The organism is Rhizomonospora bruguierae, from assembly GCF_018397995.1.
In the GTDB taxonomy this organism is placed as follows: domain Bacteria; phylum Actinomycetota; class Actinomycetes; order Mycobacteriales; family Micromonosporaceae; genus Rhizomonospora; species Rhizomonospora bruguierae.
On the sequence record NZ_BBQH01000067.1, the window covers coordinates 1 to 5939 of the forward strand.

Below are 5939 nucleotides of genomic sequence, written 5' to 3' on the forward strand. Positions count from 1 at the left end.
GGTAGGGCGGTCAGCGCGGCGGTGGCAATGCCGAGCACCAGGGTGGCCCGCAGCGAACCATGCACCAGCCCGATCGTGGCCGACCCGGCAACGAGCCCGATCCCGCTGGCAAAATCCACCGCGGCCAGCGGCCGACGCGGCTCGGCCACGCCGCGGACCACCTGCGCCTGCAGGCCGATCCAGAAGAACCCGCGGGCAGCCCCCTGGGCCACATGCGCGAGGACGAACACCGCCAGCACCGGTGCCGCCAGCACCGCCATGCTGGATAGGCAGAGCAGCACCACGGACGCATGAATCAGCAACCGTTCGGTCAGCCGGTGCAAGACCCGAGCAACCGCTATTCGCATCCCGATCTGGCCGGCCCCCGAGACCGCCACCAGCACGCCTACAACCTCGCTCCGGTAGCCGACGGCCAGCGCCAGCAGCGGCAGCACCAGCGTGCTGACGCCCAAGGCATGGCCGTACAGAAGCGCGATTGCCGAGGGCAGCCATTCGTTCGGATTCGGGCTTCGTCGCCATCTCACCTCGCCGTGCCGGGTACGCCCCCGCCATCAGCCCGAGGCATCGCGGTCCTCCGCGCGAGTGATCGCGAAGTTGAAGATGGCGACCAGGATCAGCGCCACGGTGATGTACGCGTACAGTTCCGCGGTACGGAACCCGCCCGCGCTGGACGCGATGTTGTAGCCGAGCCCCTCGGTTGAACCAAGCAGTTCGCCGGCGATGACGCCGATCAGGCAGAGCGCGGCGCCGAGGCGGACCCCGGAGAGGACCAGCGGCCGGGCGGCTGGGATGAGAACCCGGGTGACGATCTGGCGCCGATCGGCACCGAGGGCAGCGGCCGCGGTGAGGTACCGGGCCGGGACGGTACTCAACGCAAGCACCGTGTTCGCGGCGACAGGGAAGAATCCGTAGAATCCGCCGAAGGCCACCTTGGACATTGGGCCGATGCCGAACAGCAGGATGCAGATCGGATAGAACAGGATGATCGGCACGGTCTGCGCCCAGACCAGCAGCGGCGAGGTGATGCGGGCCGCCGCGGCCCACCGCCCGACCAGCACACCCACCAGCAGACCGCTGGCCGTGGCGAGGACGAACGCGCCGCCCAACTCGACCGCTGTTACCCGCAGGCCAGCCCAGAATGTACTGTCCCGCAGCATGTCGGGGAACTCGGCGAGCACCTTCTCCGGCTGTGGTAGCAGGATCGGCGACACCCGGCCGGTGCGCGTCTGGTAGACCCAGACCACCAGCACCACGGCCGCTAGGCCGAGTTGGATGGCGGCGACCCTGAGCCGTTCACGCCTCGCCACGGCGACCGCCGTTCTGCCTGCCGGCACCCAGCTCCGCCAGCGTGGCCGCCCGCATCTCGTCGTGCAGCAGGTCGAACAGTCTGTTGCGGGTGTCGGTGAACTCCGCCGACATGGCAAACCCAGGCTTGCGCGGGCGGGGCTCGTCCACCGTGAGAATCTCCTTGATCCGGCCGGGCCGGCCCGACATCACCACCACCCGGTCGGAGAGGAAGACCGCCTCGGTCAGGCTGTGCGTGACGAAGACGATGGTCTTGCCGGCCTGCTCCAGGATCCGGGCCAGTTCCTCGCCCAGCACCGTACGGGTCTGCTCGTCGAGCGCGCCGAACGGCTCGTCCATGAGCAGGATCTCCGGGTCCATGGCGAGTGCCCGGGCGATCGCCACCCGCTGCTGCATGCCGCCCGACAGTTCCCCCGGGTACGCCTGGGCGAATGCGGAGAGTCCGACCAGGTCGAGGTTGGCCTCGGCGCGCTCCCGCCGCTCCCGCTTGCCGACCCCGCGGAACTCCAGGCCAACCTCGATATTGGCGAGGATGGTCCGCCAGGGGAAGAGTGTGTAGTCCTGGAACACGAAGCCGACCTTCGTCGGTACCGGGCCGGTCATCCGCTGGCCGAGCAGCGCCACCTCGCCCGAGGTCTGCCCGCGAAGCCCGCCAAGAATGTAGAGCAGGGTGGACTTGCCGCAGCCGCTCGGCCCGATCAAGCTCACGAATTCGCCGCGCCGCACTTCGAGGCTCACCGTCTCCAGCGCGGTCACCTGGCGCCCCCGCTGGGTCTCGTACAACATCGACACGTTGGTCGCGCACAGGGCTATGTCAGTCATCGTCATCTGCGCCTTTGTTCTCGTATGCGTGCCGCATCAGCGGCCGGTCGTTCGCCATTGGCTCAGCCGCTTCTCCTGCCAGCGCCACAGCGAGCCGAGCAGGATGGCGAACAGCGCCAAGCCCAGCACGAGGGCGAACACTCGGTCAGTGCGGAAGGTCGAGGAGTACAGCGCGATGTAGTGGCCAATGCCCTTCTGCGAGGCGAACAGCTCCATGATCAACACGCCGAGCAGGGTGTGCTTCATCCCGTACCAGAGCGCGGTCACTACCGCGGGCAGCGAGCCGGGGATGATGACCGTGCGCAGCGCCTGCCAGCGGGACGCTCCCATCGAGCGCGACGCGAGCAGGAGCCGGCGGTCGACCATCCGCACGCCGGCGGCCACGGTCACCGCAACCGGGAAGAAGCCGGAGACCACCCCGTACGAGATCGCCGCGGTGGTGCCGAACCCGAAGACCAGGATGAAGATCGGCAGGAAGATCATCTTTGGAGTGGAGAACAGCCCCAGGATGATCGGGTGAAACGTGCGGTAGGCCAACCGGGACAGGCCCATCGCCGCGCCGGCCAGGACGCCGGTCGCTCCGGCGATGGCGAACGACACCAGGAACATCCCGATGGCGCCGAGGAAGGCGAGCCGTACTTCGGTCATCCCGGCCAACTCGACCAGCGCAGCGGCCACCTCGGTCGGCGCGGCGGCGAAGGTCGAGCTAATCAGCCCGGTGCGTATCGTCAGCTCCCATATGGTCAGCCAGACCACCAGGACCGCCGTGATGCCCAGGCCGGTCGGGAAGCTCGGCTTGCGGGCTGGCCCCGGCCGGGGGCCGCCCTCGCTCACCGCCGCGGTGGCCGGCCCCCGAACCGTCTGGTCCGTACTCATTCGACCGTCACTGGGACGAACTGGCTGTCCCAGAAGGTTTCGATGCTGGGCTGCTTGTCGACAATGCCCTGGTCGACAACCGACTTGGCCAGTCCCTCCAGATTCTGCTGCGGGATAGTCCCGTCAAGGGACAGGTTAGCGATGTCGTGGTCGTAGGTCTTCGCCGCGACTGTTTGGGGGAGCTCGAACTCCTCCACCATGAACGCGATGGTCTCGTCGCGGTGCTCCTCCATGTAGCGGACGGTCTCGTACCAGCCCTCCAGGTACGCCCGGATCGCGTCCGGCCGGCCCTCGATCGCGCTGTCGTTAGCGACGATGTCCTCGAACACACTGTTCTGGACGATGTTGCCAAAGTCGGCCAGGACTCGGCCCTTGCCCTGCTCCTCCAGGGTGAAGCCGGCTTCGGCAGACCATACGAAGGCGTCGATCGCACCCGACTCAAGAGCGGCGAGCTGCTCGGTGAGACCGCCGATGTTGGCCCGCTTGATCGCGTTTTCCGGCCAGCCCTGCTTTAAGGCCACGGACTTGGCCAGGTAGTCAGTGAGCGAGCCGGCCGACGTGACCCCGAGGGTCTTGCCGCGCAGGCCACTGATGTCGGTGATCGGGGAGTCGTTCGGCACCACGATCAGCATCATCTTGAAGTCCCGCCCGATCAACCCAACGATCTTAGACGGCACTCCTTTGAGGATGGCGTCGACGCCAGAGGCGCCGGCCGTCAGGCCAAGATCGGCCTGATGCGCCGCCATCGCCTGGGACACCTGGCCGCTTCCCTGCACGTAGAGGTTCTCGGCCTTGAGGCCGCGCTTCTCCCATACACCCAGCTTTAGGCCATACTCGGCTGGCAGGAATTCGAACGTCTGCCGGGTACCGATGGCGACCTTGATGGTTCCGAGGCCGTCACCGTCCGTCTCTCCACTGCCGTCACCGCCCCCGCAGCCGGACCCGAGAATTGTTACGGCCGCTAATGCTGCAGCCATCAAGATTCTTTTCTTGCCCTTCACTCCGGCCCTCTTTCTTTCAAGTCAGAATGAGATAGATGAGCATTAGGGGAACTAACGGCAGTGGTGGATCCGCCGTTCTACGTGTTCGATTGAGAATCTTGTCGGCGGCGACGGTCCGCCTCGGATTTACCGTCAACAACGCTTGTCGGGATAGGTGACGTAGCCAACATGAGACCCGTAACAGCGGCAAGAGTGACATACCGGTGAGCGGAACGGCCTCTGGCCTCAGGTCGGCATTGGGGTCCGGCTATTTGCGCCGAGGCCACCCATTCGGGGCGTATCGCCGTCGGTCCGGTAACCGTCTGTGTCCGAGTGTTGACGGTAAGCTACTACTAGCTATCGGGACAGCGGTAGTGTAAAGGACGCCCGACGGGCGTCGAGCCGGCCAGCCCTTGAGCGGGTCTGGCCGTCAGGTCGATGCGTGGGCGCAAGACGGCGACGTTGATCGGACGGTACGGTCAGCGCGTGGCCGATCCGATGCGCGTTGCCCTCGCGACGTTTGGTACCGAGGAATTCGCCGCTCTTCACACCGCGTGTGTCGCCGCGGGCCACGAACCCGTTGCCTACGTGCACTGCCGCTCGATGAAGCCGAGGGGCCGAGTGGACGCCCGCCTCGTCGGAGGCGGGCACGTCTACGGCGTCGCGGTCGCTCACACGCCCAAGCCTGCCATCCTGCCCAACTGCCTGCACAAGACCCTCACCCGAACGACAAATCGCGCACTATAGGGACGAGTCACCGACGCGCGTCAGGTTCTGTCAGGCGCGTGAGCAGCGCATATCGGTGATCGAGGGTTGGATTTTCCCGCACGACAGAGGCTCCGGCCGAGGGTCCGGGTGAACGGCCAGGTCAGCGAGCGCCGATCCGCTCGCGCACCGCGTGGACCTCTCCATCCTCAAAGAGCGCGCCAGTCGTCACCGCGTCCGGCAGCCTCTCGGGCCGGTCGATGTAGAGCCCCAGCTCGGCGTCCGTGGCGTTGAAGAACCCAGCGATCGACCTCGCACGTGACCTTCATTGGTGGACCAGGGCTGAGGGGTGATGGGTTGTTTCGGCGTCACGGAGGGCTTGGGTGGTGACGCGGGAGGCGAGCAGGAGCGCGGCGAGCACGAGTCCGAGGGCTGCGGCGATGAAGGGGGCGCGGATTCCCAGGCTGCGTGCGAGTAAGCCGCCGGCGAGGGCTCCGATGGGGACGGTGCCCAGGACGACCAGGCGGTAGGCGGCGGTGACGCGGCCGAGGAGTTCGTCGGGGACTGCTGCTTGGCGCAGGGTGCTGACGACGATCTGGTTCAGTGCGGTGGCGATGGCAGCGCAGAACATGCCGGCGAGGGCGAGCGGTGTGTTGTGGCCCAGGCCGAGGATGGCGTAGCTGGCGGCCGGGGTGAGGGCGGCGAGCCACGTGGTGGGGCCGCCGCCGATGCGGGGTACGACGTGTTCGGCGAGCAGTGAGCCGGCGATCGCGCCGGCGGCGGGAACGGCGATGAACAGACCGTAGCGCGACGTGGGCAGGTGGTACGGGCCGGTGATCAGTAGAACGAGTAACCCGCCGGTGGCCGAGCCGAAGAAGTTGATTGCCGCCGAGATGAACGCGACTCGGCGCAGCAGGTCGTGGTGCCAGAAGTGGGTCCATCCGGAGCGGATGTCCTGGCTGATGCTGGTCGGGGTCGAGCGGCGGCGTTCCTGTTCCTCGGTGGTGGGGCGCAGCGCGGGCAGCAGCAGGGCTGCCAGGCCGGCGAGGGCGAACGCGGCCGCGCCCGTGTAGAAGGCGGCTGATGCGGCCAGCGCGAACAACGCCGCGCCGGCGGGCGGACCGATGAAGGTATTGATGACGGACTGGGTCGCGAACAGCCGGCCGTTGGCGCGCTCGAGCTGCTCGCGTGGCAGGAGACGGGGTGGGATGGTCAGGGCGGCGTTGTCGACCATCGTCTCGGCGCAGCCGG

General features: G+C 67.4%; 7 protein-coding genes. 1 reads left to right on the forward strand and 6 read right to left on the reverse strand.

The annotated features are described in order from the left end of the window. The 5 genes from KJS59_RS25115 to KJS59_RS25135 all read right to left on the reverse strand — a co-directional run. The coding region (locus KJS59_RS25115; RefSeq protein WP_213455436.1) for a hypothetical protein at positions 1–452 on the reverse strand (452 nt) is incomplete at its 3' end. 99 nt (positions 453–551) lie between these two features. Beyond that, positions 552–1307, reverse strand: coding sequence for an ABC transporter permease (locus KJS59_RS25120; RefSeq protein ID WP_213455437.1), 756 nt, complete (start codon positions 1305–1307; stop codon positions 552–554). After that, entirely contained in the window at positions 1294–2127 is an 834-nt protein-coding gene (locus KJS59_RS25125) for an ABC transporter ATP-binding protein (protein ID WP_249714849.1), read from the reverse strand. Before KJS59_RS25125 ends, KJS59_RS25120 begins: the two co-directional genes overlap by 14 nt. Before the next feature lie 36 nt (positions 2128–2163). Then, positions 2164–3003: an ABC transporter permease gene (locus KJS59_RS25130; RefSeq protein ID WP_213455438.1), complete on the reverse strand. Its 840-nt coding sequence runs from the start codon at positions 3001–3003 to the stop codon at positions 2164–2166. Next, positions 3000–4004, reverse strand: coding sequence for an ABC transporter substrate-binding protein (locus KJS59_RS25135; RefSeq protein ID WP_213455439.1), 1005 nt, complete (start codon positions 4002–4004; stop codon positions 3000–3002). The genes KJS59_RS25130 and KJS59_RS25135 overlap by 4 nt, the downstream gene beginning before the upstream one ends. Before the next feature lie 465 nt (positions 4005–4469). Here KJS59_RS25135 and KJS59_RS25140 point away from each other — a divergent pair, with 465 nt between their 5' ends. Beyond that, complete coding sequence (locus tag KJS59_RS25140) at positions 4470–4730, forward strand: hypothetical protein (protein ID WP_213455440.1); 261 nt, start codon at positions 4470–4472, stop codon at positions 4728–4730. A 283-nt stretch (positions 4731–5013) separates the two neighbouring features. Here the strand turns inward: KJS59_RS25140 and KJS59_RS25145 are convergent. Then, positions 5014–5939 (reverse strand): MFS transporter (locus KJS59_RS25145; protein WP_213455441.1); only part of this gene is annotated, 926 nt, incomplete at its 5' end.

Coding starts and splice junctions, on each gene's coding strand:
- KJS59_RS25125 (WP_249714849.1), bottom strand. CDS start 2,127: ATGACTGACATAGCCCTGTGCGCGACCAACGTGTCGATGTTGTACGAG.
- KJS59_RS25130 (WP_213455438.1), bottom strand. CDS start 3,003: ATGAGTACGGACCAGACGGTTCGGGGGCCGGCCACCGCGGCGGTGAGC.